The organism is Zavarzinia compransoris (genome assembly GCF_003173055.1).
Classification (GTDB): Bacteria; Pseudomonadota; Alphaproteobacteria; order Zavarziniales; family Zavarziniaceae; genus Zavarzinia; species Zavarzinia compransoris.
Map to the genome: position 1 here is coordinate 505,516 of NZ_QGLF01000005.1, position 25,906 is coordinate 531,421.

The 25,906-nt window shown below is 69.5% G+C and carries 32 protein-coding genes and 1 tRNA gene; 20 read left to right on the plus strand and 13 right to left on the minus strand.

The genetic code is table 11. The annotated features are described in order from the left end of the window. Positions 1–5 precede the first annotated feature (5 nt). Genes DKG75_RS19400 through DKG75_RS19415 form a run of 4 tightly spaced genes read right to left on the minus strand, consistent with a single transcriptional unit; the run spans position 6 to position 4,328 of the window. Entirely contained in the window at positions 6–1,496 is a 1,491-nt protein-coding gene (locus tag DKG75_RS19400) for an acetyl-CoA acetyltransferase (RefSeq protein WP_109922808.1), read from the minus strand. 26 nt (positions 1,497–1,522) lie between these two features. Next, positions 1,523–2,311 carry an NUDIX hydrolase gene (locus tag DKG75_RS19405; RefSeq protein WP_109922809.1) on the minus strand — a complete coding sequence of 263 codons (789 nt, stop codon included), beginning with the start codon at positions 2,309–2,311 and terminating at the stop codon, positions 1,523–1,525. 4 nt (positions 2,312–2,315) lie between these two features. Continuing rightward, positions 2,316–3,170 carry a MaoC family dehydratase gene (locus DKG75_RS19410; protein ID WP_109922810.1) on the minus strand — a complete coding sequence of 285 codons (855 nt, stop codon included), beginning with the start codon at positions 3,168–3,170 and terminating at the stop codon, positions 2,316–2,318. 27 nt (positions 3,171–3,197) lie between these two features. Beyond that, positions 3,198–4,328: a succinylglutamate desuccinylase/aspartoacylase family protein gene (locus DKG75_RS19415; protein ID WP_243746409.1), complete on the minus strand. Its 1,131-nt coding sequence runs from the start codon at positions 4,326–4,328 to the stop codon at positions 3,198–3,200. Between the two features lie 159 nt (positions 4,329–4,487). Between DKG75_RS19415 and DKG75_RS19420 the strand changes: the two genes are divergently transcribed. Beyond that, positions 4,488–5,321, plus strand: coding sequence for a crotonase/enoyl-CoA hydratase family protein (locus DKG75_RS19420; protein WP_109922811.1), 834 nt, complete (start codon positions 4,488–4,490; stop codon positions 5,319–5,321). Between the two features lie 29 nt (positions 5,322–5,350). Here the strand turns inward: DKG75_RS19420 and DKG75_RS19425 are convergent, their stop codons facing one another. Then, the gene (locus DKG75_RS19425) at positions 5,351–5,509 is read right to left on the minus strand and encodes a YqaE/Pmp3 family membrane protein (RefSeq protein WP_109922812.1); all 159 of its coding nucleotides are present in this window, start codon (positions 5,507–5,509) and stop codon (positions 5,351–5,353) included. A gap of 17 nt (positions 5,510–5,526) precedes the next feature. Continuing rightward, entirely contained in the window at positions 5,527–6,582 is a 1,056-nt protein-coding gene (locus tag DKG75_RS19430; RefSeq protein WP_109922813.1) for a zinc-binding metallopeptidase family protein, read from the minus strand. Between the two features lie 754 nt (positions 6,583–7,336). Between DKG75_RS19430 and DKG75_RS19435 the strand changes: the two genes are divergently transcribed. After that, positions 7,337–8,008 (plus strand): hypothetical protein, encoded by a 672-nt coding sequence (locus DKG75_RS19435; RefSeq protein ID WP_109922814.1) that lies wholly within the window; start codon positions 7,337–7,339, stop codon positions 8,006–8,008. A 402-nt stretch (positions 8,009–8,410) separates the two neighbouring features. Then, positions 8,411–10,117 (plus strand): 2-isopropylmalate synthase, encoded by a 1,707-nt coding sequence (gene leuA, locus DKG75_RS19440; protein ID WP_109922815.1) that lies wholly within the window; start codon positions 8,411–8,413, stop codon positions 10,115–10,117. 46 nt (positions 10,118–10,163) lie between these two features. Here the strand turns inward: leuA and DKG75_RS19445 are convergent, their stop codons facing one another. Next, the gene (locus DKG75_RS19445) at positions 10,164–10,577 is read right to left on the minus strand and encodes a rhodanese-like domain-containing protein (RefSeq protein ID WP_109922816.1); all 414 of its coding nucleotides are present in this window, start codon (positions 10,575–10,577) and stop codon (positions 10,164–10,166) included. Positions 10,578–10,660: 83 nt separating this feature from the next. Between DKG75_RS19445 and ftrA the strand changes: the two genes are divergently transcribed. Together ftrA and DKG75_RS19455 are read left to right on the plus strand one after the other, a co-directional pair. Continuing rightward, the gene (gene ftrA, locus DKG75_RS19450; RefSeq protein WP_109922915.1) at positions 10,661–11,668 is read left to right on the plus strand and encodes a transcriptional regulator FtrA; all 1,008 of its coding nucleotides are present in this window, start codon (positions 10,661–10,663) and stop codon (positions 11,666–11,668) included. Positions 11,669–11,798: 130 nt separating this feature from the next. Further along, positions 11,799–12,116, plus strand: a complete 318-nt coding sequence (locus DKG75_RS19455; protein WP_109922817.1) for a hypothetical protein — start codon at positions 11,799–11,801, stop codon at positions 12,114–12,116. Positions 12,117–12,176: 60 nt separating this feature from the next. On the opposite strand, the gene DKG75_RS19460 is transcribed toward DKG75_RS19455, so the two are convergent. From DKG75_RS19460 to DKG75_RS19485, 6 genes are all read right to left on the minus strand, one after another. After that, positions 12,177–12,947 carry a hypothetical protein gene (locus tag DKG75_RS19460; RefSeq protein WP_109922818.1) on the minus strand — a complete coding sequence of 257 codons (771 nt, stop codon included), beginning with the start codon at positions 12,945–12,947 and terminating at the stop codon, positions 12,177–12,179. Between the two features lie 36 nt (positions 12,948–12,983). Further along, on the minus strand, positions 12,984–13,397 hold the full coding sequence (locus DKG75_RS19465; RefSeq protein ID WP_109922819.1) for a DUF350 domain-containing protein: 414 nt from the start codon (positions 13,395–13,397) through the stop codon (positions 12,984–12,986). 21 nt (positions 13,398–13,418) lie between these two features. After that, complete coding sequence (locus DKG75_RS19470) at positions 13,419–15,059, minus strand: DUF2491 family protein (protein WP_109922820.1); 1,641 nt, start codon at positions 15,057–15,059, stop codon at positions 13,419–13,421. A 16-nt stretch (positions 15,060–15,075) separates the two neighbouring features. Beyond that, a complete protein-coding gene (locus DKG75_RS19475) occupies positions 15,076–15,486 on the minus strand; it encodes a DUF4332 domain-containing protein (protein ID WP_109922821.1) in 411 nt (136 codons plus the stop codon). Positions 15,487–15,629: 143 nt separating this feature from the next. After that, positions 15,630–15,704, minus strand: a tRNA-Thr gene (locus DKG75_RS19480). A gap of 87 nt (positions 15,705–15,791) precedes the next feature. Next, positions 15,792–16,319: a hypothetical protein gene (locus DKG75_RS19485; protein ID WP_133636722.1), complete on the minus strand. Its 528-nt coding sequence runs from the start codon at positions 16,317–16,319 to the stop codon at positions 15,792–15,794. Between the two features lie 129 nt (positions 16,320–16,448). Here DKG75_RS19485 and DKG75_RS19490 point away from each other — a divergent pair, with 129 nt between their 5' ends. The 15 genes from DKG75_RS19490 (at position 16,449) to DKG75_RS19560 (ending at position 25,899) form a co-directional block, all read left to right on the plus strand. Next, positions 16,449–17,345, plus strand: coding sequence for an alpha/beta fold hydrolase (locus DKG75_RS19490; protein WP_166646281.1), 897 nt, complete (start codon positions 16,449–16,451; stop codon positions 17,343–17,345). A gap of 61 nt (positions 17,346–17,406) precedes the next feature. Then, positions 17,407–17,976, plus strand: a complete 570-nt coding sequence (locus DKG75_RS19495) for a hypothetical protein (RefSeq protein WP_109922824.1) — start codon at positions 17,407–17,409, stop codon at positions 17,974–17,976. Then, positions 17,879–19,201 (plus strand): DNA-packaging protein, encoded by a 1,323-nt coding sequence (locus DKG75_RS19500; RefSeq protein ID WP_109922825.1) that lies wholly within the window; start codon positions 17,879–17,881, stop codon positions 19,199–19,201. The genes DKG75_RS19495 and DKG75_RS19500 overlap by 98 nt, the downstream gene beginning before the upstream one ends. Before the next feature lie 5 nt (positions 19,202–19,206). Continuing rightward, on the plus strand, positions 19,207–20,439 hold the full coding sequence (locus DKG75_RS19505) for a phage portal protein (protein ID WP_208111895.1): 1,233 nt from the start codon (positions 19,207–19,209) through the stop codon (positions 20,437–20,439). Between the two features lie 4 nt (positions 20,440–20,443). Beyond that, on the plus strand, positions 20,444–21,007 hold the full coding sequence (locus DKG75_RS19510) for an HK97 family phage prohead protease (RefSeq protein WP_109922826.1): 564 nt from the start codon (positions 20,444–20,446) through the stop codon (positions 21,005–21,007). Further along, a complete protein-coding gene (locus DKG75_RS19515; protein ID WP_109922827.1) occupies positions 21,004–22,224 on the plus strand; it encodes a phage major capsid protein in 1,221 nt (406 codons plus the stop codon). Before DKG75_RS19510 ends, DKG75_RS19515 begins: the two co-directional genes overlap by 4 nt. A 14-nt stretch (positions 22,225–22,238) precedes the next feature. Continuing rightward, the gene (locus DKG75_RS19520) at positions 22,239–22,631 is read left to right on the plus strand and encodes a hypothetical protein (protein WP_109922828.1); all 393 of its coding nucleotides are present in this window, start codon (positions 22,239–22,241) and stop codon (positions 22,629–22,631) included. A 2-nt stretch (positions 22,632–22,633) separates the two neighbouring features. After that, on the plus strand, positions 22,634–23,215 hold the full coding sequence (locus DKG75_RS19525) for a head-tail connector protein (protein WP_109922829.1): 582 nt from the start codon (positions 22,634–22,636) through the stop codon (positions 23,213–23,215). Further along, a complete protein-coding gene (locus DKG75_RS19530) occupies positions 23,212–23,538 on the plus strand; it encodes a phage head closure protein (protein ID WP_166646282.1) in 327 nt (108 codons plus the stop codon). Before DKG75_RS19525 ends, DKG75_RS19530 begins: the two co-directional genes overlap by 4 nt. Continuing rightward, positions 23,535–23,810, plus strand: a complete 276-nt coding sequence (locus tag DKG75_RS19535; RefSeq protein WP_109922831.1) for a hypothetical protein — start codon at positions 23,535–23,537, stop codon at positions 23,808–23,810. Before DKG75_RS19530 ends, DKG75_RS19535 begins: the two co-directional genes overlap by 4 nt. Next, positions 23,800–24,225: a DUF3168 domain-containing protein gene (locus tag DKG75_RS19540; RefSeq protein WP_109922832.1), complete on the plus strand. Its 426-nt coding sequence runs from the start codon at positions 23,800–23,802 to the stop codon at positions 24,223–24,225. The genes DKG75_RS19535 and DKG75_RS19540 overlap by 11 nt, the downstream gene beginning before the upstream one ends. Before the next feature lie 11 nt (positions 24,226–24,236). Next, complete coding sequence (locus DKG75_RS19545) at positions 24,237–24,641, plus strand: phage tail tube protein (RefSeq protein WP_109922833.1); 405 nt, start codon at positions 24,237–24,239, stop codon at positions 24,639–24,641. Between the two features lie 10 nt (positions 24,642–24,651). Next, complete coding sequence (locus DKG75_RS19550; protein ID WP_109922834.1) at positions 24,652–24,984, plus strand: gene transfer agent family protein; 333 nt, start codon at positions 24,652–24,654, stop codon at positions 24,982–24,984. 5 nt (positions 24,985–24,989) lie between these two features. Beyond that, positions 24,990–25,178: a phage tail assembly chaperone gene (locus DKG75_RS19555; protein ID WP_109922835.1), complete on the plus strand. Its 189-nt coding sequence runs from the start codon at positions 24,990–24,992 to the stop codon at positions 25,176–25,178. Between the two features lie 82 nt (positions 25,179–25,260). Then, positions 25,261–25,899 carry a tail tape measure protein gene (locus DKG75_RS19560; RefSeq protein ID WP_109922836.1) on the plus strand — a complete coding sequence of 213 codons (639 nt, stop codon included), beginning with the start codon at positions 25,261–25,263 and terminating at the stop codon, positions 25,897–25,899. Positions 25,900–25,906: the final 7 nt, after the last annotated feature.

Below are 25,906 nucleotides of genomic sequence, written 5' to 3' on the forward strand. Positions count from 1 at the left end.
GGTCCCTACCGCGGATCGAAGCTGTTCTGGCCGCCGTCGCTCGTCACCTTGCCCTTGCGGCCGATCGCCTCGCCGTCGAGCAGCAGGTCGAAGACATCGGCGTCGGCGGGCGTATTGGCGACGAAACGGCTGCCGTCCCCGAGCCGGCCGATGACGATGCCCATGAAGGGTTCGCCGTCGCGGCCATGGACGACGGTATAGGTCTCAATGCGCGCATCGCCCGCCGGTTCCAGGGCCAGGGCCGGTTTCGGCTCGGCGTCGATCTCGGCCTGATAGAGGTCGGGGGGCTTGCGGGCGAAGGGCCGCGCCGGCGCCGCGGTCGAATAGATGCCGGCGGCATGTTTGGTCACATACCAGCCGTTGGCGGTGACCAGCCCGAAGGTGCCCGGATCGGCGCGCAGCCGCCGCGCCATTTCCGCGATCGAATGCATGACGTAATTGTTCCCGGGCCCGCCGAAATAGGGCAGGCCGCCGGTCACCGTCAGGGGGATTTCGTCGACCTCCGGCAGGGCCAATTCCTGCTTGGCGATCTGCACCGCCGAGGGGAAGCAGGAATAAATGTCGAAATAGGCCATGTCGGCCACGGTCTTGCCGGCCATGGCGAAAGCCTCGCGGCCCATGGTGCGGATCGCCGGGCTGGAGTGGTAGTTCACCCGCTCCAGCACGTACCAATGGTCCTTGGCGTCGGCGCAGCCGTGGAGATAAACCCAGTTCTCGCGCGGGACGCCCAGGCGCTTCGCCTCGGCGACGGAAGCCATGAGCACGGCGGCCGACTGGTCGACCTCGATGATGGCATTGACCAGCTTGGTATAGGGATAGCCGACGAAGCGGTTCCGGGCGCCCGGCGTTACCAGTTCCTCGGCCGTGCGTTCGATCGGGAACCAGGCATTGGGGTTGGCGGCGGCGACCTTGGTGAAGGGGGCGAAGAGATCGCCGATCTTCTTCAGATGCGCCTTCAGGCTGCGGCCGCGCTTGGCGCGCAGCGCATTCTCGAACAGCGGATAGACATTGACCGGCGGAAACAGGCCGTGGGCCAGTTCGACCGGCAGGGAACCGTTGCGGTCTTCCTCGGTCAGGGTGATGGCGCTGAAGGGAGTGTCGATGCCCTGCTTCTGGGCGCGGGTGATGGTCGACAGCACCTCGGCCCCGGCGAGAAGGGCGAGACGGGTCTCGCCCCGGGCGATCTTTTCCGCCGTCTCGTTCACCAGCATCTGGGGCGAATTGCCGCCGACCGCGGTATGCACCCTATCCACCGGATGGGCGCCGAGCGTCTCCGCCAGCAGGGCGACCGGATCGGCGTAATTGCCCGACATGAAGCGCACCACCGCCAGCCGGTCGATCCGGCCGAGGCCGGCGGCGCCGATGCCCGCGTCCTCGGCGGCGAGACGGGCGGCATCGCGCATCATCTCGATCGGGCCGCGGGCCTCGCGCGGGTCCACGTCCTTCTGGGTGACCTGGCCGACGCCGATCAGGACGGGTGTGGTTTCATCGGACATGGCGGCTCCCCTCGATATTCTTCTGATTACTTCAGTTCGGAGATCGGGGCGGCGGTGCGGTCGTAGCCGGCCTCCGCCCCGATGACCAGGAACTGGCCGTCCTCGCGGTCCTCGATCCAGGGCTCGACCCGGACCGGGGGCTTTCCGGCGGCACGGGCGACGGCACCGGCGGCATCACCGTCGCGGGTGAGCACGGACAGGTTCATGCGCGTCGGGAAGATCACCGAGCGCTTGCCGGCGATCGCCTCGGCGATTGCGTCGTCCGGGCGGATCCAGATGCTGTCCACCGTCTCGCCGCCGTCGTGCAGGGCCAGTTGGTCGGCCGGCGCCACCGCCAGGAAGAAATGGGTATCGAAGCGTTTCGGCATGAAGCCGGGCGTCACCCAATGGGAATAATGGGTGAGGCGGTCGAGGGCGAGGGTCAGGTCCTCGGCCGCGACGACGTCGAGAATGCCGATGCTGCCCTTGGCCAGCGGCTCGCGCCAGCGCGCCTCGATCGCGGTCAGGCGCTCGGCGTCGACCAGTGCGTCCGAGCCTGCGGGCCGGGCCAGGAGAATGCCGCATTCCTCGAAGGATTCGCGGATGGCGGCGATGGCGAAGGGGATCAGGTCGTCGCGGAGGGCCGGGGCCGGGGCAAGGCGGGGGCGCAGGTCCGGGGCGTAATCCCGGGCATCCACCTTGCCGCCGGGGAAGACCAGGGCACCGCCGGCGAAATCGATCTGGTAGTGGCGCTGGACCATGAAGACTTCGAGCCCGCCCGCGCCGTCGCGCAGCAGAAGGACGGTGGCGGCCGGCAGCAGGCGGGCTTCACTCATGGTCTTACCCCTTGATCACGGCTTTGCCGTTGTTGATGGCGATCACGTCGCGCTCGACGATGCGGGTGCGGAAGGAGACCACGTCGCCGTCGCGCCACATCTGGGTTTCCAGCGTCTCGCCCGGGAACACGGGGGCGGAGAAGCGGGCGTTGAATTCGACGATGCGGGTCGGGTCGAAGTCGCAGTAGGCCTCGACCACCGCGCGGCAGGCGTTGCCGTAGGTGCAGAGCCCGTGCAGGATCGGCCGCGGGAAGCCCGCCATCTGGGCGAAGTTCGGATCGGCGTGCAGGGGGTTGCGGTCGCCCGACAGGCGGTAGATCAGGGCCTGGGATTCCAGGGTCCGGTAGGCGATGGCCTTTTCCACGTCCCGCTCGGGCAGCTTGTGCGGTTCCGGCCCGCCGCCGGCCGGGCCGCCGAAGCCGCCGTCGCCGCGGGCGAAGATGGTCATGCCGACGGTGATCAGCAATTGGCCGGTCGCCTGGTCGCGGATCTCGGTATCGGCGAGCAGCAGCGCGCCCTTGCCGGCGCCCTTGTCGTAACAGCCGGTGACCTTGCCCCGGCATTCGATGGTGCCTTCGCTGGGCAGGGGGGCGTGGACCTTCAGGCGTTCCTCGCCGTGCACCACCATGATGAAGTTGACGCCGGATTTCGCCAGCAGCGTATTGTCCCAGGCGACCACGGTCGCCTGCGTCGGCAGGACCTTCAGGCCGTTCTCATAGACGAAGGGCAGTTCGTTCGGGTTCAGCGGATCGAGGCCGAGACCGAGGCCAAGGGCATAGAGCATGGTCTCGCGGTCGGTATAGGTCACGGTCCAGGGGCCGGACTCCAGCTTCATGATCTCGTCGTAGTTGATGGCCATGGCTCTCTCTCCTCGGGCTTTTGCCGTTTATTGTGTCAACAGGGCGCCGGTGCGATGCGCCAGCGGCAGGGGGCCGGCGACCTTGGCCGCGGGCAGGCCGGGGCGGGCCAGCGGATGGCCGGCGCGGGCGAAGAGCACGCCCGCGGCCCGGCTGATCAGGGCCGTGCGGGCGCCGGTGGTGGGATCGAGAATGGTCGCGACCGTATCGCCCGCCGCGATCCTGTCCCCCACCTGGCGGTGGAAGATCAGCACGCCGCCGCAGGGGCAGGCCAGGATATCGGTGCCGTCGAGCGGTGTCGCATCGCAGAGCGCCGGGGGCAGGGGGCCGGGAGCGCCGGCGATCAGGCCGCGCCGTTCGAGGAAGCGGAACAGGGCGGCGGCATCGAGGGCGGCCAGATCGTCGCCGACATCGCGGTCGCCGCGCAGTTCGACGGTCGCGGACAGGCAGGCCGGCGGGACCGGCCGGTCGGGGAAGCGGTTCGCCAATTGCCACCAGATGCCGCCCATCGCCTCGTCGAACGGCTCGCCCCCCGATACTTCGGCAAGCAGTACGGCGACGGCGCCAAGCTCGGCCGCGAGATCGGCGGCATCGGGCCAGAGCGGCGTGCCGAGGTAGAGGTGCATGGCGGCGACATCGTCGCAGTGAAGGTCGAGGGCGATATCGGCATCGACCGCCAGCTTCATCAATTCGAGGCGCAGGTGCTCGACCTCGGTGCGCGGGGTGCGGGCGGCCAGCAGGCGCCGGCATTCGCCGCGGATCAGGTCGATATTGCCGGCGGCATCGTCGGTCAGGCGTTCGGCGACGGCATCGCCCACTGGGCCGGCCAGATCCGGGTAGTGGCGGTTGAAATTGCCCAGACTGTCGAACTCGAAACGGCCCGCGTGCTTGCCGAACAGATATTGCGACAGGCCGATCGGATTGGCGTGGGGCACCACCACGATCTCGCCCCGGATGCGGCCGGCAGTGGCGGCGTCGTCGAGCAGGGGCAGGAGATGCTGCACCACCACCGGGCCGGGCAATTCGTCGGCATGCAGCCCGGTCTGGAGATAGGCTTTCGGGCCGCGGCCGGGCGTGCCGTAGCGGTGCACGGTCAACTGGCGGCGCGTGCCCGGGCTCGATTCCAGCAGGGGAATGATGTCGGTCTGCCGCGCGCTCACGTTTCGGTTCCTTCTATGCCCGAGTGCTTTCGTGCAACGCTCGGATGGGCGTGTCAAGGCGGGGGGCGCGGACGTCGCGTCAGCCTGGGGGCTTGGCGTGGGGCTTTGGGGCCGCCGCGTTCCGTGCTAGGCCAAGGCAAAAGCCAAAGGGGAGAGACCATGGCGTATCAGGCTTTCGACGTCACCGTCAGTAATCATATCGCCCATCTGCAATTGAAGCGGCCGGAGCAGTTCAATTCGATGATCCCGGCCTTCTGGTCCGAGATCCTGACCATCTTCGACGCCCTGGCCGCCGACCCGGCGGTGCGGGTGGCGGTGCTGTCCTCGACCGGCAAGCATTTCACCGCCGGCATGGATCTCGCGGTCTTCGCCAACCTTGCCCCCGCCGTCGAGGAAGAGGGCCGCAAGCGCGAGGAATTGCGCCGCAAGATCCTGAACCTTCAGGAGTGCTTCTCGATCATCGAGCGCATGCGCTTTCCGGTGCTGGCGGCGATCCAGGGCGGCTGCATCGGCGGCGGCGTCGATCTCGTCTCGGCCTGCGACATGCGCTTTGCGACCCGGGACGCCTTCTTCCATATCGCCGAGATCAATATCGGCATGACGGCGGATGTCGGCACCCTGCAGCGCCTGCCCAAGATCGTGCCCGAAGGGGTGGTGCGCGAGATGGCCTTCACCGGCCGGCGCCTGGGGGCGGAACGCGCCCATCAGGTCGGCCTGGTCAACCAGCTGTTCGACAGCCACGAGGCGATGCTGGACGGCGTGATGGCGATCGCCGCCGAGATCGCCGGCCACAGCCCGCTGGCCATCGCCGGGACCAAGGAAATGCTGAACTACAGCCGCGACCATTCGGTGGCGGACGGGCTCAATTACATCGCGACCTGGAATTCGGCCATGCTGCTGACGGTCGACCTGCCGGAAGCGATCGCCGCCCGCAGCCAGAAGCGGCAGCCGGCCTTCGACAATCTCTCGCCCCCGGCGGCCAAGCTGATCTGAGGGGAGCGGGCGGGGCCCGCCCCCGCCCGCTATTTCCGGGCGATCACCCAGACGGCGTGAACGATCCCCGGGATATAGCCGAGGATGGTCAGCAGGATGTTCAGCCAGAAGTGCAGGCCGATCCCGACCTGAAGGAATACGCCGAGCGGCGGCAGGAGGATCGCCAGCAGGATGCGGATGAGGTCCATCGTTCCCTCCTCCCGCCTTACCGGCCCTGCCGGATCAGGTCGTGGATATAGCCGAGCTTGGCCACTGCATCCGGCGGCAGCACGAAGGGATAGAGATCGGGCTGGCCCATGGAGCGGTTGAGGCTGTTCACCGCGAAGGTGAGGGGCAGCCAGGCGTCGACCACCGTGGCGATCCTGTGGGCCTTGTGGGGATCGAAGTCGATATTGGTTTCCATGGTGCCGTCGTCGTCCACCTCGGGCGCGATGGCGATGCCGAAGGCGCCGGCCATTTCCAGCGTGTCGACGATGTGGAGGTAATGGGCCCAGCTTTCGGCCCAATCCTCCCACGGGTGCATGGTGGCATAGGCGCTGACGTAATGCTGCTGCCAGTCCGCCGGCGGGCCGTTGTCGTAATGGCGTTGCAGGGCTTCGCCGTAGTCGGTGCGCTCGTCGCCGAAGAGGGCGCGGCAGCTTTCGAGGTTGCCGGCGTCGCGCACCAGCCGGTCCCAGTAATAGTGGCCGATCTCGTGGCGGAAATGGCCGAGCAGGGTGCGATAGGCCTCGCCCATACCGGCGCGCATCTGTTCGCGCCGGACGCTGTCGGCCTCGTTCAGGGCCAGGGTGATCTGCCCCTGGTCATGGCCGGTCAGCACCTTCTCGCCGCCGTCCGGGCGATCGGCCAGGAAATCGAAGACCAGCGGTTCGGGGTGCCCGTCGCCACTCACCGGCCGGGGCAGGCGCAGCTTGATCAGGCTGTAGAACAGGCGGCGTTTCGCCTCCTCGATCTGCTGCCATTTGCGGTGATTGTCCGGGTCGGAGACGTCGGGAATGGTGCGGTTGTGCCGGCAGGCGAGACAATAGGTCTCGCCGCCCCCGGCGGGCACCATCCAGTTGCAGGCGGACAGTTCCCAATTGGCGCAGAAGCGATAGCGCCCTTCCGGCGCGGCCAGCGCCACCCAGTCGGTGCCGTCCGGCCTGACCGCCGACATCTGCCCGCGGTCGGGAAGATAACCGAGGCGGTGCCGGCAGCCGACGCAGGTTCCATTCTCGAAATACAGAATCTGGGCACATTGCTGACACTTGAAGATTTTCATGGCTCTTCGTGTCCTTCGCCGTTGTTGCGCCCCGCCCGGCCTATGGAAGAGTGGTGTGTGACCGCCTGGAGATCAAGATCCAAAGTATTCCTGTTTGCATGCGGCTGTTTCTTGCACCCTTCGGCTGTTTTTGGTGACGGGTTTATCCTGATCGGGGTCGATCTGTCCTCGTCTGCGCCCGCCCTGCCAACCACGGAAGAGGCGGCATAGACCCTGCCCGTGCCGAAATTCCCTTAAAAGTAGTCAATATGGAGTATTTATTTATCAAACGAATATGTTTTTGATCTTGATTCGGGATAGTGGGACAAATGAAGCGTATCGCACAAATTTCCGTTGTCAGCCTCGCCTTGGCGAGCGGGGGCGGACAATAAATACGACTCGCCGGTGAGCATCACCCTGGTCCCGGGGCCGGCCCCGGCCGCTCAGGCCCCCGCTGTGCCGGCTCCCGCCGTTTCAGCCGCGCCGCTGACTCAATAGGGCCACCACCGGCACCCGGGGCAGGGGGGCGAGTGGATATGATCTGCCCCTTCTGATATCGATTTCATGAAGAGCTTAACTCATAGGGGGATTCCCCGCGGTGCTTCCGGTGACCGCATCGCCGCCGATATCCTTGTAGCTTTCGCGGGCTGCGAAACCTCGACCGTGGCTTGATGTCGACGGAAGGCGCAATCGTGCTCGATGCCCGTGGGGCATGTGGGTAAGATCGTGGCGGTATTCTGCCAATATCCAGTGGCGGGAGGGCGAAAGGGCGAAAATGTTCAAGCGCGTGGTGCTGGGACTGTTATTGCCGATCGCCGTCTGGTCTTTGCGGCCTGCCATAGCCGCTTCGTGCCTTTATTATGAGGCAGCACGACACCCGCCGGAAATTGCCTGGATCTTTGCCGAAGACGCGGGGGCGGTGGTCGAACGTTGTCCCATCATGGATGGTGCGCCCCGATATCGAGTGGTGGCGCGGCCTAAACTCGTCCGGGGCGACGTCTGCGTCGTCCTTGGCGACGAGGTCGACATCGCGAAGGGAGTCTTGGTGCTGGGCAGGGGAATCACCGAGATGGCCCTGGCGCGTGACGGGGCCTGCCCGCCATTGGGGGATCGCGGCTATCTGCGTGTCGAGGGGGTGTCGACCGGGGTCTTCCGCGAGGTCGTCACGGCTTGGAGCGATTTGCTGATCAGCCGGGAAAATTCAGAATACTTGAGCGCCTCTTACGCTCATAACGATCAAGAGTGGGTCGATGCGTTTTTTTTCGAATTAAGGAAAGATGGCGTGAGGGCTTTGGCCTATGAAGTGGGCTATGGAGAATCATATATTGATGGGAATTATTTTTATTATATTTCTGTCGTGGTCGGCGTGATGCATTATGGTGTTTGTTTTGATTTTCATGACGGGCGGATGAGGTTGATCGGGATCGGACCGATATTCTACGATTGAGCAGCGCCGAGGCCGGCTTTCGCCTGCGGCTTGTCAAGGGACCGGCGGCAAATCCGCGCTTGACCTTTGGCCCCGGGCGCGTCCATGGTGTGGCCATGATGACCAGCGTGATCCGGACCCTTCTTAGCCGACTTATTTGACCGGCGCCTTGCGGCGTCGGGCGGAACGCCTCGTTCCACATCGTGCTATGGTCCCATCTACGCGAAGTTTCTCCCATGTCCTGTTCCTGTATATCCGGCGCCTGTCGATCGTTCTCATGCCGATCGTTGGCCGTGCCTCGCTCCATCCTCGGGGCCGTGTCGCGCGCCTTGGCGCGACTTAGGCCGGCGGCGGTTGCTGCCGTCGCCCGCGCTTGACACCACGACACCGGATTAACGACACGAAATTCCAAGGAATACCCCCATGTCCCGCATGCCGATCGAGAAATACCGCGCCTTCCAGCCGATCGATCTGCCGAACCGCAGCTGGCCGTCGAAAGTGATCACCAAGGCGCCGATCTGGTGCTCGGTGGATCTGCGCGACGGCAACCAGGCCCTGATCGAGCCCATGGGCCACGAGCGCAAGCTGCGCATGTTCCGCACCCTGGTGAAGATGGGCTTCAAGGAAATCGAGATCGGCTTCCCCTCGGCCTCGCAGACCGATTTCGACTTCGCCCGCTTCCTGGTCGAGAACGGCGAGATCCCGGGCGATGTCACCATCCAGGTGCTGACCCAGGCGCGCGAGGAACTGATCACCCGCACCTTCGACGCCATCCGCGGCGCCAAGCGGGCCATTGTCCATCTCTACAATTCGACCTCGACCTTGCAGCGCCGGGTGGTCTTCGGCCTGGACCGGGCCGGCATCGTCGAGATCGCGGTGAAGGGCACCGAACTGGTGAAGAGCCTGGTGCACACGATCCCCGAGACCGAGATCGTCCTCGAATATTCGCCCGAGAGCTTCACCGGCACCGAACTCGACTTCGCCAAGGAAGTCTGCGAGGCGGTGATGGACGTCTGGCAGCCGACGGCGGAAAAGCCGATCATCATCAACCTGCCGGCAACGGTGGAGATGGCGACGCCGAACATCTATGCCGACCAGATCGAATGGTTCATCAACAATGTGAAGTGGCGCGAGCGCTATATCCTGTCGCTGCACCCGCATAACGACCGGGGCACCGGCGTCGCCGCCGCCGAACTGGGCATGATGGCCGGCGCCGACCGGGTGGAAGGCACGCTGTTCGGCAACGGCGAGCGCACGGGCAATGTCGACGTCGTCAATATCGCCCTCAACATGTTCACTCAGGGCGTCGATCCGGAGCTGGAGATCGAGGACATCGACGACCTGCGCCGCACGGCGGAATATTGCAACCAGCTGCCGGTGCACCCGCGCCATCCTTACGCGGGCGACCTCGTCTTCACCGCCTTCTCGGGCAGCCATCAGGATGCGATCAAGAAGGGGCTGGGGGCCCGGCGCAAGCAGAACGACGTGATCTGGGAAGTGCCCTATCTGCCGATCGACCCGGAAGACCTGGGGCGCAGCTACGAGGCGGTGATCCGCGTCAATTCCCAGTCCGGCAAGGGCGGCGTCGCCTATCTGCTGGAGGAGGACTACGGCCTGCACCTGCCGCGCAAGCTGCAGATCGAATTCAGCCGCGTGGTCCAGGGCCACACCGACACCACCGGCAAGGAAGTGACCGCCGGCGACCTGTTCGAGATGTTCCGCAAGGAATATCTGGAGGCGAAATACCCCCTCGAATTCGTCGACCACGTAACCCTGCCCGACACCCATGCGACCGAGCGCAGCACGATCACGACCCATGTGAAGCTCTACGGCCAGGCGAAGGAAGCCCATGGCATCGGCACCGGCCCGATCGACGCTTTCTGCGACAGCCTGGCCAAGGCATTGGGCATCGCCCTCGAAGTCGTCGACTACAGCCAGCACGCGGTCGGCAAGGGCGCCGATGCCGAGGCGGTGACCTATGTCGAGATGAAGGGGGCGGGCAACCTCACCCTGTTCGGCGTCGGCCGCGACCGCAATGTCACCATCGCCTCGCTGAAGGCGGTGGCGAGCGCCGCCAACCGCCTGCATGCCGCGGCCGCCCGGGCCGAGGCCGGCATCGGGGCGAAGTAAGCTAAGGACCGCGGGCGCGGCGGGACCCCTTGCGGCCCGCCGCGCCTTACGTCCCTTCGGCGAAGGGCAGGCCTTCGTCGGCCCAGCCGGTCATGCCGCCGATCATCAATTTGACCGGACGGCGCAATTGGGCGAGGCGGAGCGCCGCCCGGTCGGCGCCGTTGCAATGCGGCCCGGCGCAATAGACGACGAAGACGGTGGCCGGCGGATAGTCGGCCAGGCGCTTCTCGCCGATGTCCCGGTGCGGCAGGCTGACCGCGCCCGGGACATGGGCGTGGGCATAGGCCTTGCGGCCGCGGACGTCGAGCAGCACGAAATCCGCGGCACCGGCGGCAAGGGCGGCGTGGACATCGGCGCAATCGGTCTCGAAGGCCAGTTTCCGGCGGAAATGGACCTCGGCCTCGGCAGGGGCGGCGGCAGGGATTTCGGTAACGGTACTGTTGGTAACGGTATTGGGCATGGCGGGCTCTCCTGGTCGCCGCCATGATCGGCGATGCGCGATCGGGCTGGTAGCTGGCACGATTGCCAATTATCGTGCAGATCATGCCAGAACACGACGCCCCCGATCCTTCGGCCGACCGGCTGGTCGTCGTCCTGGCCTATGACGGGCTGTGCACCTTCGAATTCGGTCTGGCGGTCGAGATCTTCGGCCTGCACCGGCCGGAAATGGGGGCCGGCTGGTATCGGTTCGCGGTCGCCGGAATCGAGCCGGGCCCCTTGCGCGCGACCGGCGGCATTGCCCTGCTGGTCGATGGCGGCCTCGACCTGATCGCCCGGGCGGGCACCGTCGTCGTGCCCGGCTGGCGCGGCGCCGATGTCCCGGTGCCGGCGGATCTGATCGCGGCGCTGCGGGCGGCGGCGGCCCGGGGCGCGCGGCTGCTGTCGATCTGTTCCGGCGTTTTCGTGCTGGCGGCGGCGGGTCTTCTCGACGGGCGGCGGGCGACCACCCATTGGCGCCACGCGGCGCGGCTGGCGGAGCGCTATCCGGCCGTGACGGTCGATCCGGATGTGCTCTATGTCGACGAGGGGCAGGTGCTGACCTCGGCCGGATCGGCGGCCGGCCTCGATCTCTGCCTGCATCTGGTGCGGCGCGATTTCGGGCCGGAGGCGGCGAACCGGGTGGCGCGGCGCCTGGTGCTGCCGGCGCATCGCGACGGCGGGCAGGCCCAGTTCATCGAGCGCCCGGTGCCGCGGCTGCCGGCCGAGGCGCGCCTCGGCCCCCTGATCGACCGCGTGCTGGCCAGCCTGGACCGGCCCCATGCGGTCGGCGACCTGGCGGCGCAAGCGGGCATGAGCCTGCGCAGCTTCATCCGCCGCTTCAAGGCGGCGACCGGCATGGCGCCGGGGGAATGGCTGCTGGAACAGCGCCTGAGCCGGGCCCGCGACCTGCTGGAACAGGGCGGCGCCGGGGTGGAGCAGGTGGCATCGGCCTGCGGCTTCGGCGCGGCGGCGAGCCTGCGCCATCATTTCCGCCGCCGCTTCGGCGTGGCGCCCGCGACCTATCGGGCGCGTTTCGCCGCCCCGGTGGCGGTGCCGGCGCGCAACAGTTGAGAGGGAAGGGCGGGGCTTTCTCGACCACCCGCCTTGCGGTGCGGCCGCCGGGGTCCTACCTTCTCTGAAGGATACCCCCCGGATTCTGCGTCAGGGCGTGCCCCGGGCCGCCCGCGCGAGGAGCTGATCCATGACCCGCAATCTCGTTGTTTCCGCCCTGGGCGCGGCCCTTGGCCTTGCCGTGGCACTGATACCGGCCGTCAGCCCGGCCCAGACGGCGGCCGAGGATGATCGTCCGCCCCTGCTCTCCGCCCCGCCGCCGCCGGCGCCGGCACCGACCGGGGCCGCCGCCGCGGCCCGGCGCACGCCGCTGCCCCCGGGCACCGCACAGCCCGGCAGCAATGACGATTTCCTGTCGCAGGCGCTCAGCGACTATCCGCCGGAAGTGGTGCCGCCCTCGGCGACCCGGCGCCCGGTCACGGTCGAGGGCAGTTCGGCCGTGAAGTGACGGGCACAGAGGTAACGGGCAACAGGCGCCGGCCTCACGCCGGCGCCTGTTCATCCCCGATCAGGACTTGATCTTGGCCTTGAGGGCGGCCAGACGGTCGGTGACCGTGGTCGGCTTCGGGCCGGCGGCGGCGGCCAGGGCGGCGGCGATATTGGCGTCGTCTTCCTCGGGCTTGGTCGGCTTCAGCAGGCTGGCCTTGGCATTGGCGGCCTCGGCCGCGACCAGATCCTTTTCCGCCGCGTCCTGCATCGCCTTCAGCGCGACATTGAGGCTGGAGGTGGTGCCGGCAAGGCCGGCGGCGCGCTTGGCCGCATCGGCCTGGCGTTCCGCCATGTCGCGCTGCTGTTCGGCGCGGGTCATCTGGCGCTGGGCGCGTTCGAGGTCGCTGCGCGCTTCCTTCAGCTTGGTGCCGGCCGCGTTATAGGCTTCCTCGAGCTGGGTGAGGAAGGTCTGGGCGTCTTCCGCGTCCTTCACTTCGCGGTCGATTTCCGGCGCCATGTCCTCGAGCAGCTTGAGAAGCTGGTTCAGGCTCTTCTCCAGGCTGGCCTTGCGGTCGGGGTCATTGGCGGCCAGCGCCTGGGACTGCAGGTTTTCGGCGGCGGCGAGGCGTTGCTCGCTGAGCGCCTTGATGGCGTCCGCTTCCTTCCGCTCCTTGGTCAGCGAGACGCGGGCGCGGGCGACCTCGGTGCCGAGCTGGTCGAGATGCTGTTCCATGGTGCGCAGTTCCGCCTCGGTCGCGGCCTTGGGATCCCAGCGGACCAGGGCTTCGAGGCCCGACTGCACTGCCTGGTCCGTCTTCACGCCGAGCAGATTCTTGATGAAGGTGAACATGGTTTCCTCGTCAAAGCAGAAGGCTGGGGGTGGGAATCAGCCGGCCATGGCGCCGGCGTTGAGCAGGGCGATCGCCAGCTGGGCCGAGGCGAGGCCGAGGCCGGCGGCGACATTGCCCGCCTCGACCCCGGCCTTCAGGCCGCGGAACACCAGGGTGATGACCACGAAGGTCAGCAGCTGGATGACCAGGGCGACGACACCCCAGACGATGATGTCGATCAGCACGTTCGAGGTCGCCAGCGTCGCCGCGAGGGGGATCGCCAGGGCCAGGACCGAGCCGCCGAGCACGATGCCCGCCGCCGTATTGCCCTGGTCGACCAATTCGCGCTCATTGAACGGCGTGATCGCCTGATAGATCAGGATGCCGATGATCAGCAGGGCGATGGTGACGCCGAGCTGGGGCAGGAGAACCGGAAGGCCGGTGCCGAGCGTGGTCAGGATCTGGCTCATGTCTCTGTCCGTATGCTGCCGTCAGCTGAGGGAAAGCGCGGTCGGATTGATGTCGACGCCGGCATGCAGCTCGACATAGGCCTCTGCCTCTGCCTGCACTGCGGTCACCAGCAGGTATTCGGTTTCGGGCGCCGGGCTGGCCCCCCCGGTGGCCCGGGCGTAGAGCATGGTGGCGAGCTTGCGCCGGCTTTCGCCGCGCAGCGTCTCGACCGTTTCCTCCAGCGCCCGGGGCTGGACCTTGGTGCTGCCCGGCGACCATGCCCGCTGGTAGAGCTGGCCGTCCTTGGTCTCGAAGTCGGGCCAGCCGATCATGCCCTCGCCCTTGTCGAGCCAGAAGGCCCATTCGTCCCGATTGGCCGGCTGCACCTCGTCGATGCGGCGGAAATAGCGGCATTCGGCGGGATAGCCCTCGGCGTTCAGCACCAGTTGGAAGAAGGCCGCCTCGTCGTCGAGATAGAGGCGGTGATAGGTGCCCGAGCGGTCGGCGGCTGTGCCCACCGCGTCGACGCCGACCGTGCCGCTGTCGGACAGGGCGGCGGGCGGCGTCACCTTGGTCAGGCCTTCCGCCAGGACGAAGGGGGCCGGGTCGAGGGTGATGGGCATGCCGACGCGGAAGAAATCCGGCGTATAGGTGGCGCCCGCCATCTTGTTGCGCAGGATCGCGGCAGCCTGGCCCAGGGCCGTGCCGTCGCCGCCCTTGGTGCGTGCCACGCCGTCGCCTCCCTTGCCTTGCGGGCCCTTGGCCGAACGCCGGCGCAGGGTGCTGATGAAGAACCACAGAACCACGGCGACGAGGATGACGGCGATCACAAGGCCGAGGGATCCGCCCCCGCCCGCCCCGCCCGGGACATCCGCCGGCAATTGGCCGGCCCGGCCGGGATCGCCGGGGGCCGCGGCCAGTTCCCGGTCGAGGGCGGCGAGCTTCGCCTTCAGGTCCGGATCGCTTGCCGCCATGCGCTCCGCCTCGGCGCGCCATTCGCGATAGCCGGGATCGTCCCGGTTGTCGCGGAAGAAATCGGCGTGGCTGCTGTCGGTCAGGGTGTCGAGCAGGAACCACAGGGTGATGGCGTCGAAAATGCCGAAGCTGGAGCGGCCGCCATAGGCATCGGGCATGCGATAGCCGCGATCGCGGTAATAGCCGCTCGGATCGTCCGGGTCGGTGCGCGGGCGGCGGGGGGCGACGCTGTCGGCGCTGCGGCCGCTGCCCGAGTCGGCGCGCTCCCGGGTCGAGGGGGTGCGGCTGGGCGGCGGGCTGAGGAAATCGTCGAGCGCGCTGCGCGATGCCCCGCGCGAGGCATCGCGGTCGGAACCGCTGCTGCTGCCCGACGAGCGGCCGCCGCTGTCGCTGCCGCCGCTGCGCGGCCGGGCGTAGCCGCCGGAGGACGAGGAGGATGACGAACCGCTGCCGCTGCCGACCGAGGGGGTGCGGCTGCTGCCCGGCCGGCTGTAGCCGCCGCTGCCGCCGCTGCGCGAGAGCGCCTCCGCCGGTGCCGCTGCCGGCGGGCCGGCGACGAGGGCGGCGACCACGGCGCCACCGGTGGCGAGGCGCGCCAGGGACAGGGACTGGGACAGAGGGGCGGCCCCCGGTCCCAGCGCCAGCAGGGCGGAAAGGGCCAGGGCCGCCAGCCGTCCCCGGCGCGGCGGGACCGCGGGTCTGGTCATGGCGGGGCCCGCAGGCTCAATAGGTCAGGATGGCCGGCAGGGACTTGGCCTGTTCGATCCAGTCGGCGACATCGGCCTCGCTCGGCAGGCGGCGGACGAGATTCTTCGCCTCGTTCACCTCGGCCAGCTTCTTGTGCAGGTTGGCCGGCACCCGGTGCTTCAATTCCTTCACCGTGTCGACGCCGGCGACTTCGAGCAGGTCGCCGTATTCCTCGCCCACACCCTTGAGGCGCATGAGGTCGGAGCGGTTGGCCCATTCGAGGATCTGATGGGTGGTGAGGCCGGTCTTTTCGGCCAGGGCGTCCCGGCCGGCCGGGCCGGCGGCCGCCTGCAGCAGTTCGCCGGTCGAATCGATGCCTGCCGCCTTCAGCTTGGCGCCAAAGACCGGGCCGATGCCCTCGATCTTCTCGATCGGATAGGACGACATGCTTCCCTCTCCCCTCGTTTCCGTGCGGGCCACGCGCCGCGACGTCCGTCGCAGGCGAGGTTACAGCCTGGAACAGCCAAGGCAACCGGCAAAACCTGCCGGGTGAAACACGGGATCGGGGGAAGATGGGGAACGGAGGCTGATGGTGCTGCCGGACAGGATTGAACTGTCGACCTCTCCCTTACCAAGGGAGTGCTCTACCACTGAGCTACGGCAGCGGCTCCGTTCAGGGCGCGGAACCTGCCACAGGGTCGGGCGATGTGCAAGCGTCCGATTGCGCTTTTTTTGCCGCGGCCCCTGGCGCCCTATTTGACGGGCTTCACGCCGGGCGGTGCCTGCAGCACGCCGGGGGCGGAAGAAGTCGGGCGCGGCTTCTCGCGACCCGCGGGTTCGGGCGCCGTTCGGGCCGCCGGCCGGGTCGAGACGTCGCCCCCGGTCGCCTGCTCGCCCATGGAATAGCCGCCGCCCCCGGCCGGCGGCCGCGCTGCCCCGCTGCCGGATGCGGTGCCGGCGGTCTGGCCGCCGGTCGAGGCGGCGGGGGTCGCGGCCGTGCCGCCGTCGGGAATCACGGTTTCCGGGCGGGCGGTGATGATTCGGGTTTCGCCGGCGGCCAGCGAATCATCCTGATTCTTTTTCATGTAGCCGAAATAGAAGAGCCCGGCCGCGCCGCCGAGAAAGGCGACGGTGATGAGGGCAAGGCCCCAGTCCGGCCCCGCGCGGCGGTGCTGCGGGCGCGGCGAGACGGGCTCCACCCCGCCGAGCGCGCCGGGGCGCTGCGGGTCGGCGCCAAGGCCGCGGATCATCGGGGGTTCATCGGTAAGGCGGCGTACCATGGCCGGCACCAGACTTCATTTTTGTGGCGGTAAGATGGCCGAAGTCTAATGCATCGCAGCACATGCTGTCGATGGACGGCGCTGCATGGCTTGGCCCAGGATGGCGCCATAACGATAAGGAAGTGTCGCGTGTCCCTGCTTGCTCGCATCGAGATCCCGGCCGAGGGCGGTTTTTTCTCCGGCCTCGCCGGCGGCCCGCCGCTCGGCAGCGCGCCCCTGGTCCATCTGGCCCATGCCACGGGCATGAATGCGGAAACCTATCGGCCGATCCTGGAGGCGCTGGCCCGGCGCTATACGGTGCGCGCCCTCGACCTGCGCGGCCACGGTTTCAGCACGGTGCCGGCCGATCCGCGCCGGCTGCGCTCGTGGAGCCGCTATGCCCGGGATCTCGCCGGCATTCTCGAAGGCTGGGGCCAGCCGGCCTTTCTGGTCGGCCATTCCATGGGCGGCGCGATCAGCACCGAAGTGGCGGCCCTGCATCCCGGCCTCGCCGCCGGGCTGTTGCTGATCGATCCCGCCGTGGTGCCGAAGCGGGCCGTGCCGGCGCTCGCCTTCGGCCGGGTGACCGGGCTGATGCGCCGCTTTCCCCTGGCGGAACAGGCGGCAAAGCGCCGGGCCGACTGGCCGGGCCGGGAGGTCATGCTGAAGGCCTATACCGGGCGCGGCGCCTTCAAGACCTGGCGGCCGGAATTCCTGGACGCCTATGTCCAAGGCGGCACCACCGACAAACCCGACGGCACCATTGCCCTGGCCTGCGCCCCGGCCTGGGAGGCGCAGACCTTCGCCACCATCGGCCTGAGCTTCTGGCGCCGCGTACCCAAGCTCGTCTGTCCGGTCGGCGTGCTTTACGCCGACAAGGGTTCCACCCTCGGCCGGCGCGGGGCGGCCAGCCTGTCCAAGGTCCTGCCGGCGGCGGCGGTGACCCGCGTGCCTGAATCGACGCATTTCATCCCGATGGAATTCCCGGCCGTGGTCGAGCAGGCTATCGATGCGCTCGTCGAGAACAAGTTGAGAACAATCTCTTGACTTCTGTGCGCAATGTGCACATTATGGGTACATAGTCGATGTGATCCGAAATGGCCCGGCGATGATCACCCCCGATCCCCCCGCCCGCGATACGCCCGATTGGCGCGGCATCGAGCGGGAGTATCGCCTGGGCCAATTGTTCCTGGCGGAGATCGCCGCCGGCTTCGGCGTCGGTGAAGCCGCCATCCGCCGCCGCGCCCGGGCCGAGGGCTGGGAACGCGGCACGGCATCCGGCGCGGCATCCGGCGCGGACGAGGCCGATCTCGCCGCCCGCCGCGGGCTGGAGGTCGCCCGCGCCCACCGCCGCCTGCTGGCGGGCCTGCGCGAGACGCTGGGCCTCGTCCAGCAATCCCTGCGCGATCACCTGTCGGCCCCGACCGGCCCGCCGGACGAGGGGCCCTTTGCCGGCAAGGCGGAAACCGTGGCCGGTCTGGTCAGGGCGCTGGGCACCACCGCCGATCGCCTGATCCGCCTGGAACGGCAGGCCTTCGGTCTTGAAAACGCGATGGATGGCGGAACGGATGACGACAGCGATGCCGCCGACATCCGCGAGCGCTTACAACAGCGCCTGGCTCGCCTCGCAGTCCCCGGCGATCCAGGCCCGCTTCCTGGCGGGGCTGAGCAAGGCTGAGGCCGAGGTCCTGGCCCATGACTGGGCCTTCTGGGCCCGGCCCCAGCAATTGCCGCCCCCGGGCTTCGACTGGCAGGGCTGGCTGGTGCTGGCCGGGCGGGGCTTCGGCAAGACCAGGGCCGGCGCCGAATGGGTGCGCATGGAGGTGGAGGCCGGCCGCGCCCGGCGCATCGCCCTGGTCGGGGCGACCGCCGCCGATGCCCGCCAGGTGATGATCGAGGGGGAGTCCGGCCTTCTCGCCGTCTCGCCGCCCGGCCATCGGCCGCTGTGGGAACCGTCGAAACGCCTGCTGACCTGGCCGAACGGTGCCGTCGCCACGGCCTTTTCGGCGGAGCGGCCGGGGCAGTTGCGCGGGCCCCAGCACGACCTCGCCTGGGCCGACGAATTGTGCAAATGGCGCGATGCCGATGCCTGGGACCAGCTTCTGCTGGGCTTGCGCCTGGGCACCGCGCCGCGCTGGCTGGCGACGACGACGCCGCGCCCGGTGCCCCTGATCAAGGACCTGCTGAAGGACCCGCAGGTGCGGATCACCCGGGGCTCCACCTTCGACAATTGGGCCAATCTGGCGCCGGCCTTCCTGGCCGAGGTGGTGCGCCGCTATCAGGGCACGCGCCTCGGCCGCCAGGAACTGCATGCGGAAGTGGTCGACGACGTGCCGGGCGCCCTGTGGACCCGCGCCCTGCTGGACCGCCAGCGGGTGGCGGCGCCGGCGGAGACGTGCCTGCGCATCGTCGTCGGGGTCGATCCCGCGGTCGGCACCACCGGCGAGGACGAGGGGGCGGAAACCGGCATCGTCGTCGCCGGGCGCCGGGCCGACGGCACGCTGGCGGTGATCGAGGATCTGTCGTGCCGCCTGCCGCCCACCGGCTGGGCCCGGCGCGCGATCGACGCCTATCACCGCCATCAGGCCGACCGGCTGGTGGCCGAGGTCAACCAGGGCGGCGATCTGGTCGAATCCCTGGTCCGCGCGCTCGATCCTGGCGTCGCCTATCGCGGGCTGCGCGCGACCCGGGGCAAGGCGGTGCGGGCGGAGCCGGTCGCCGCCCTTTACGAGCAAGGCCAGGTCTTTCACGGGCCCGGCCTTGCCGCCCTCGAAGACCAGATGTGCCGCTTTACCACCCAGGGGCCGGACGGTCTGTGCGACCGGGTCGATGCCCTCGTCTGGGTGCTGACCGATCTGGCGGCGGGGCCCCAGCCCAGCGTGCCGAGACTGCGGAGGCTTTAAGGACCATGGACAGAAACAAGAACGGGCCGGCGCCGGCGCCGGGCCTGATGGCACGCCTGCGCCGCCTGGTCCGGCCCACACCCGAAACCAGGGTACCCGAGACCAGGGCCCGCGGCCGTGCCGTCGCCTGGGGCGAGGCGCCGGGCGCGCGCTGGACCGCCCGGCGCTATGCCACGCTGGCGGACGAGGGCTATGTCCGCAATGTCGTCGTCCATCGGGCGGTCGGCCTCGTCGCCCGCAGCGTCGCCGCCATTCCCTGGATCGCGCGCGATGCCGCCGGCAGCGAAATCCGGGTGCCGGCCTTCGATGCCCTGATGCGCCGCCCGAACCCGCGCGACGAGGGCAGCGCCTTCCGCGAGGCGGTGGCGGCGCATCTGCTGATCGCCGGCAATGCCTATGTCGAGGCGGTGGGGCCGGGGCCGCGCCCGCGGGAACTGCACCTGTTGCGGCCCGACCGCGTGACGGTGCGCCCCGGCCCGGGCGGAATTCCCGCCGGCTACGAGCACCGGGAAGGGGAGGACGGCCGCTTCATCCCGGTCGATGCCCTGACCGGGGCCTCCGCCGTCCTGCACCTGAAGACGTTCCACCCGCTGGACGACTGGCACGGCCTGCCCGCCCTGGAGGCGGCGGCCCAGGCGATCGACCAGCACAATGCCGCCGGGGCCTGGAACAAGGCGCTGCTCGACAATGCCGCCCGCCCTTCCGGCGCCCTGGTCTACCAGCCGAAGGACGGGCCGGCGGCGCTGGCCGACGACCAGTTCGACCGCCTGAAGACCGAGATCGCCGAACAATTCGAGGGTGCGCGCAACGCCGGGCGTCCCCTCCTGCTCGACGGCGGGCTGGACTGGCGGCCGCTCAGCCTGTCGCCGGCCGAGATGGACTGGATCGCGGGGCGGAATGCGGCGGCGCGGGAAATCGCGCTCGCCTTCGGGGTGCCACCGCAACTGGTCGGCGTGCCCGATGCCCAGACCTATGCCAATTACGCCGAGGCCCGCCTCGCCCTTTACGAGGACACGGTGGTGCCCCTGGCGCAGGCGGTGGCCAGGGCCTTCGCCCGCGCCTTCGGCACCGCTTTCGGCATTGCCGTGCTCGAACCCGATCTCGACGAGATCCCGGCGCTCGAACCGCGCCGGGCGGAGCGCTGGGCCAAGGTCCGCGCCGCCGCCGACCTGACCCGGGACGAGCGCCGGGCCGCCCTCGGTTACGGACCTCTGGAGGTCCAGAAAGGCAAGGTGTAACGCGATGATCCTCACGCAGCAAAGCGCGCCGGTCGCCATCGCCCTGAAACGGGCCGGGGCAGAGGGCGTTTTCGCCGGCTATGCCAGCGTCTTCGGCGTGACCGATGCCCAGGGCGACCGTGTCGCCCCCGGCGCCTTTCGCCGCAGCCTGGAGCGCTGGCGCGGCCTCGGCCAGATGCCGCCGTTTCTCTGGCAGCACGACATGGCGGAACCGATCGGCCGCTTCGACCTCGTCGCCGAGGACGAGCGCGGGCTTCGGGTCGAGGGGCGTCTCGCCCTCGAAACCGTCCGGGGGCGCGAGGCCCAGGCCCTGATGCGCCTCGGCGCCGTCAACGGCCTCTCCATCGGCTATTCGACCGTCGCCGCCCGGATCGACGGCGACGGCGCCCGCCTGCTGACCGGCCTCGACCTTCATGAAATCAGCCTTGTCACGCTGCCCGCCAACGAGGCGGCGCGGATCGCCTGGGTCAAGGCCGCCCGGCCGGACGAGACGGGGCTGAATGCGGCCATCATCGCCAATCTCCGCCGCGCGGCGGATGCGCTTGCCCCTGGAAAGGACCTTGCATGACCGATCTTGCCACCCTGCAATCCGCGACCGACGACCTCGCCCGGGTCTTCGGCAGTTTCCGCGCGGAGAACGACCGGCGCCTCGCCGAGATCGAAACCAAGGGGCGGGCCGACGTCCTGACCACGGAAAAGGTCGACCGCCTGAATGCCGAGGTCGGCCGCCTGAACGAGACGGTGGCGAGCCTGGAAACCGCGCTCGCCCGCCCCGGCCGCGCGGCCAAGGCGCGCAACCCGGCTGAAACCGCCCATGCCGCCGCCTTCTCGCTGTTCCTGCGCAAGGGTATCGACCACGAGCTGCCGGGCCTCGAAAAAAAGGCGATGAGCGTCGTCTCCGATCCGGACGGCGGCTATCTGGTCGCGGCGGAGGTGACCGACCGCATCGTCTCGCGCCTTCACGACGCCAGCCCGATCCGCGCCATCGCCTCGGTCCTGACCATCACCGCCGATGCCGCCGAGGGCATGCTCGACCTCGGCGAGCCCGCGGCCGGCTGGGTCGCCGAAACCGAGGGGCGGGGCGAGACCGCATCGCCCCAGGTCGGCCTCTGGCGCATTCCCGCCCACGAGCTCTATGCGGAACCGCGCGTGTCGCAGAAGCTGCTGGACGATGCCGGCTTCGATGTCGAGGCGTGGCTGGCGCAGAAGGTGGCGGACAAGTTCGGCCGGGCGGAAAATGCCGCTTTCGTCGGGGGGTCGGGCGTCGGCATGCCGCGCGGCTTCACCACCTATGGCACGGCGGCGACCGCGGACGGCAGCCGCGCCTGGGGCACGCTGCAACACGTCCTGACCGGGGCCAACGGCGCTTTCGCCGCCAGCGACCCCGGCGATGCCCTGATCGCCCTGACTTATGCCCTGAAAGCCGGCTACCGGCCGGGGGCCTGCTTCGTCATGGCCCGCGCCACCGTCGCCGAAGTGCGCAAGCTGAAGGGCGACGGCGACGGCCAATACCTGTGGCAGCCCGCCCTCGGCGCCCGCCAGCCGGCCACCCTGCTCGGCTATCCGGTGATCGAGGCGGAGGATATGCCGGCACCGGCCACCGGCAGCCTGTCCATCGCCTTCGGCAATTTCCGCGAGGGGTATGCCGTCGTCGATCGCCAGGGCATCCGCACGCTGCGCGATCCCTATACGGCGAAACCCCAGGTGAAATTCTACACCACCCGGCGGGTCGGCGGCGACGTCCTCGATTTCGACGCCGTCAAACTCCTGAAATTCGCGGCCTGATGGGGGAACGAAACATGACCATGCGTGACCTGAAGAGCAATCTGGACCCGGCGCACAGCCTGGCGCCGGCGGTGCGGACCGCCGGCGCCACCGGCAGCGCCGTAGACCTGCGCGGTTTCGATGCCGCCAGCGTGCTGGTCCATGCCGGCGCCTATACCGACGGCACCCATACCCCGGGCCTGGAGGCTTCGGCCGACGGCATCGCCTATGACGATGTGGCGGCGGGGCACCTGATCGGTGCCTTTGCCGCCATTTCGTCGGGCGCCGGGGCCAATACGGTGCAGCAGGTGGGCTATGCCGGGCCGGCGCGCTATCTCCGCGCCAAGCTGACCATCGCCGGCGCCACCGGCGGGGCGGCGGCCGGCATCACCATCCTGCGCCACCGCACGGCGCGGGCCGGGGTGTAACCATGGCCGGCCTGGAACGGATCCTGGCGCCGACGGTCGAGCCGCTGTCGCTGGCGGAGGCGCGGCTGCATCTCCGCCTCGACGATACGGCGGAGGACGGCCTCGTCGCCGCCCTGATCGTCGCCGCGCGGCAATTGGCGGAACGGCATCTCGGGCGGGCCCTGATCACCCAGGGGTTCCGCCTGTGGCTGGACGCCTGGCCGGCCGGGCGGCGGGCGCTGGACCTGCCCAGGCCGCCGCTGGCCGCGGTCGAAGCGGTGACGACCTATGACGAGGACGGCCTCGCCACGGTGCTCGAGCCCGGCCGCTATCTCGCCGATCTGGTGGCGACGCCAGGGCGCCTGGTGCTCAGGGCGGGCAGCGCCCCGCCCGTCGGCAGCCGGGCGGCCAATGCGATCGCGGTCGATTACACCGCCGGTTATGGCCCGGCCGGCACGGATGTGCCCGAACCGGTCCGCCGGGGCATGGCCCTGCTGCTCGGCCATCTGTTCGAAAGCCGCGAGGCGGGGGCGGGCGGCGGTGCCCGCCCCCTGCCGCTGGGTGTCGAGGCACTGTGGTCGCCTTACCGGGTGGTGCGGCTGTGATCGGCCGGCTGCGCGAACGCATCCGCTTCGAGCGGCCGGTGATCGGCGACGACGGCGCGGGCGGCGGCCCTCTCGGCTGGGCGCCGATCGCCGAAACGCCCGAGGTCTTCGCCGCCGTCACCGCGACGACGGGCAGCGAGCCCGTGGCCGCCGACCAGCGCCAGGCCCAGGTGATGTGGCAAGTCACGATCCGGGCCCGCGACGACCTGTCGGCCGAATGGCGGATCGTCTGGCGCGGCCAGCCGCTCGACATCCTGGGCATCCTGCCCGAGCCGCGCCGGGCCTATCTGACCCTGCTCGCCCGCAGCGGGGCGGGCCAGTGAGCGGGCTCGGCGATGCCCTCGGCCGGATCGCGGCCCAGGTCGAGGAGGCGCTGGATGCCGCCGTGGCCGCGCTCGATGCCGGTGTCGAGGGCGGCGTGGCCGTCGAGACGGCGGATGGCCTCCGGCGCCTTACCCTTCGCGACGAAGGGGCGGCGGCGCGTGAATTCGGCACCGCCCGTGTGCCGGCGGAGCCGTTTCTGGCGGCGGCCCTGGCCGAAACCCGCAGCGACCTTGAAACCCGATTGACGGAGGCTCTGCGCCTTGAGCCCTGATGCATCCCTCGCGGTTCAGGGGGCGGTCTTCGCCCTGCTGGCCGCGGACAGCGGCCTCGGTGCGCTGATCGGCCCCCGGCTGCACGACCGCCGGCCCGAGGGCGCCGGCTTTCCCCATGTCGTGATCGGCGAGGCGAGCTGCCTGCCGGACGACAGTTGCACCCGGGCCGGCCAGGTCCATGTCCTGACCCTGCATGCCTGGTCGCGCTATCGTGGCCGGGCGGAGGCGAAGCGCATCCTGGCGGCCATGACCGCGGCCCTGCACCGCCAGGTGCCCGTGCTCGGCGGCGCCCATGCCTGCGTGCAGGCGAGGGTGACCTATGGCGCCGTGCTCGACGACGGCGACGGCGTCACCACCCATGGCGTGCTGCGCCTGCGGGTGGTGACCGAAGCGATTACCCCCCACACGACTTGAGGAGCGACGGCATGGCCAAGCAACGCGGGGACCTGTTCCTGCTGAAGGTGGATACCACGGGCAGCGGCGCCTATGCCACGGTCGCCGGCCTGCGCTCGACCGGGTTTCGCGCCCGCCTGCGCCCGGTCGAGACGACCAGCAAGGATTCCGGCGGCCAGCGGGAATTGCTGGACGGCGCCGGCATCCAATCCTTCACCTTCACCGGCGCGGGCGTGTTCGACAGCGGCGCCGCCCATGAAACGGTGCGCAGCCTGTTCACCGGCCGGACCCGGCGCAACTGGCGCATCACCCGGGGCGACGGTTCGACCATCACCGCGCCCTGCCTCGTCACCGCCCTCGACTATGCGGGCGAGCACGACGGCGAGGAAACCTTCTCGATCACGCTCGAATCCGCCGGCGCGCCGGCCTTTGCCTGAGGGGCGGATCATGGAACCTGCCGCCAATCCGGCCCGGGGCGAGGTGGTGCTGCGCCTCGGCGGCCGGGCTTTCGTGCTGCGCCCCACCTTCGCCGCCCTGGCCGAGACCGAGGAGATGGCGGGCTGCCCCCTGCTGGCCCTGGCCCGGCGCTTTCTCGACGGCACCTATGGCGTGCGGGATGTCGTCGCCGTGCTGCTGCCGGCGCTGCGCCGGGCTGGTGGGCCGGCGGGGATCGACGACCTGCCGATCGGGGGCGGGCTGCTGTCGCTTGCCCCCGTCTGCGCCCGCCTGCTGACCGCGGCCCTGCGCCCGGCGGGGGACCTGCCCAACCCTTTACCCTAGTCGGGGTGGCGAAGGCCGCGGGCCTTGCCATGGCGCTGGCCGGCTGGCCGCCGGCGGCGGCCTGGGCCGCCACCCCGGGCGATCTCCTGCTCGTGCTCGGGGCCCGCGTCGCGCTGCGCCGGGCCTTGCAGCCGGCGCCCGTGAGCCGGGCCGATTATGAAACCCTGAAAGCCCGGCTGGACCGGGCCGATTGAGAAACCCCCCTGAAGGCCCGGCTGGACCGGGCCGATTACGAAACTCTAAAGGCCCGGCTGGACCGGGGATAGAGGTGCCGACATGCCGACCGTCGACCGCCTGGCCGTGGAACTGGCCGCGGATCTCAACCCCTTGCGCCAGGCCTTTGCCGAGGCGGAACAGATGGCCGGGACCGCCGTCGCCGACCTTTCGCAAATTCTCGGCGGCGAGGGGGCGGGAGAGGGGGTTTTCGCCCTGCTCTCCGATGGCGCGTCGGTCGCGGCGCGGGCCATTCGCGGCGCCCTGGTCGATGCGGTTTCCGGGGCCGAGGTGGAATGGAACGAGGTGCTGTCGCGCATGGCGCTGCGCCTGTCCGATCTCGTCCTCGACGATACGCTGAATGCCGCCCTGGCGGCGGCGAGCGGTGGCGGCGGCGGCGACAGCGGCGGTTCGGCCGGCGGCGGGCTGGCCGGCCTGCTCGGCTCGCTGTTCGGCGGTTTCCGGGCCGGCGGCGGGCCGGTGCGGCCGGACCGCGCCTATGTGGTCGGCGAGGCCGGGCCGGAATTGTTCGTGCCCGACGGCACCGGCGAGATCGTGCCCCGGCAGGCGGCGGCCACCACCCCCGCGCCCTCGGTGACGATCAATGTGACGACGGCGGATGCCGGCAGCTTCCGCCGCAGCCAGGGGCAGATCGCCGCCGCCATGTCCCGCGCGCTTGCCGCCGCGCAGCGCTATTCCTGAGGTGAGC